2 protein-coding genes are annotated in these 2,175 nt (G+C 72.7%); one reads left to right on the top strand and one right to left on the bottom strand.

Going from position 1 to position 2,175, the window contains the following annotated elements; translation table 11 throughout:
• The coding region (locus tag AB0O00_RS36670) for a LysR substrate-binding domain-containing protein (protein ID WP_363659032.1) at positions 1 to 828 on the bottom strand (828 nt) is incomplete at its 3' end.
• 125 nt (positions 829 to 953) lie between these two features.
• On the opposite strand from AB0O00_RS36670, the gene AB0O00_RS36665 reads away from it, so the two are divergent.
• On the top strand, positions 954 to 2,024 hold the full coding sequence (locus tag AB0O00_RS36665) for a bile acid:sodium symporter family protein (protein ID WP_363659031.1): 1,071 nt from the start codon (positions 954 to 956) through the stop codon (positions 2,022 to 2,024).
• Positions 2,025 to 2,175: the final 151 nt, after the last annotated feature.

Genomic DNA, 2,175 nt, shown 5'->3' with positions numbered 1-2,175 from the left:
GGCCTGGGCCAGGATCCGGGCCGGGCCGCGGGCTGTGGTGCGTCCCGTGGTGAGGGCGAAGTCGGTTGTGCCCAGGTCCGGCAGGCCCGGCTGGTCGGGCAGTGGCCGCAGGCCTGCCGGGACCAGGCTCCGGGCGTGCGGCACCACCCCGAGGCCGGCCAGCGCGGCGGCCCGGACCCCGGAGAGGCTGGTGCTGGTGCAGGCGATCCGCCAGGGCCGGCCGTCGCGGTCGCAGGCCTCCAGGGCGCGCGCCCGGGTGAAGCTCGGCGGCGGGTAGACGATGAGCGGCAGCGGCTCCGCCGGGTCCGCCGGCCGGAAGTCCTCCGCCGCGACCCACACCAGCCGGTCCTGCCAAACCAGTTGGCCCTGGGAGTCGCCGCCCGGCGGGCGCTTGCCGAGCACGAGGTCGAGCCGCCCGTCGGCCAGGTGTTCGTAGAGCACGGCGCTGAGCCCGACGGTGAGTTCGAGGTCTACCTGCGGGTTGCGCCGCCGGAAGCCCCGCAGGATCTGCGGCAGTTCGGTGTCGACGAAGTCCTCCGAGGCGCCGAACCGCACCCGCCCGCGCACCTGCGTCCGCGCGAAGTAGCCGAGCGCCTGCTCGTGCGCCTCCAGGATCGTCCGGGCGAAGCCGACCATCGCCTCACCTTCGCCGGTCAGCTGCACGGAGTGGGTGTCGCGCAGGAAGAACCGCCGGCCGGCGGCCTCCTCCAGCCTCCGCACGTGCTGGCTGACCGTCGACTGCCGCAGCCCCAGCCGTTGGGCGGCCCGGGTGAAGCCGCCGGTCTGGGCCACCGCAAGGAAGGACCTCAACTGCACCGGATCGAACATCCGGCCACTCTATCGGCTGATATCACGAAGCATGATGACAGTGAGTGCGGCCAGCGGGATTCACAATCACCCGTCCGGGCGAAAGGGTGAGACCGTCCCACCCGAAACCACCCGCGCGGAGAACCATGCCCCGCCCGAACACCCCAGTCCGCCCCCGCCGCCTCCACGCCCGGTCACTGCTGCGCCGCTGCGCCCGCCTCCGCGTCGACCCGTTCATCGCCTCCCTGCTCGGCACCGTGCTACTCGCCACCCTGCTCCCCGCCCGTGGCGCCGCCGCACCGGTCGTCTCGGACGCCGCCACCGCCGGGGTCGCCGTGCTGTTCTTCCTCTACGGCGCCCGCCTCTCCGCCCGCGAGGCCTGGAACGGACTCAAGCAGTGGCGACTGCACGGCACCGTGCTCGCGGTGACCTTCGTCCTCTTCCCCCTGCTCGGGATGGCCGCCCACCTGCTGGTGCCGACCGTCCTGTCACCGCAGCTCTACGAGGGCCTGCTCTTCCTGACCCTCCTGCCCTCCACCGTGCAGTCCTCGATCGCCTTCACCTCCATCGCCCGCGGCAACACCGCCGCCGCGGTCTGCAGCGCGACCTTCTCCAGCCTCCTCGGCATCCTCCTGACCCCGCTCCTCGCCGCCGTGCTCCTGCACACCAAGGGCGGCATCTCGGCGGGCACCGTGCTGGAGATCGCCGAACAACTCCTCCTCCCTTTCGCCGCCGGCCAGTTGCTGCGCCGCTGGATCGCCGCTTGGACGGCCCGCCACCGCGCCGTCCTCGCCCTGGTGGACCGCAGCTCGATCCTGCTGGTCGTCTACAGCGCCTTCGGCGCCGCCGTCGTCGGCGGGATGTGGGGCGCGCTCTCGCTGCCCCGGCTGGCCGCCCTGCTCGTGGCCGAGTCGGTGTTGCTGGCGCTGGTCCTGACCGCCACCCTGCTGGGCGGTCGCCGGCTCGGATTCGACCGCGGCGATCTGATCGCGATCGTCTTCTGCGGTTCCAAGAAGAGCCTGGCCAGCGGCGTCCCCATGGCCGCCGTCCTCTTCCCCGGCGCGGCGGCCGGGCTGATCGTGCTGCCGCTGATGCTCTTCCACCAGTTGCAGCTGATGGTGTGCGCCGTCCTCGCCCGCCGCTGGGGCGCCGAGACCCTGGCCGCCGAGACTGCGGCGCGGGTGAAGCTCGTACCGCTGCTCGACCACTCGATCTGACCCCGCCGGGCCGACGCCCTGAGGGGAAACGCGATCCCTCATCGCCGTGGCCTGGACGGCAACTCCCTTGGTGCTACAGGGGGCTGCGTGGCATCCTATGGCGGTTCGGACGGCACACCATCCGTGAAAGGTCCTGCCTTGGCGTCGCCCC

This window comes from Kitasatospora sp. NPDC093558, assembly GCF_040683475.1.
Lineage (GTDB): Bacteria > Actinomycetota > Actinomycetes > Streptomycetales > Streptomycetaceae > Kitasatospora.
Note: the sequence above shows the minus strand (reverse complement) of the source record. Positions and strands in the feature narration are given on the sequence as shown.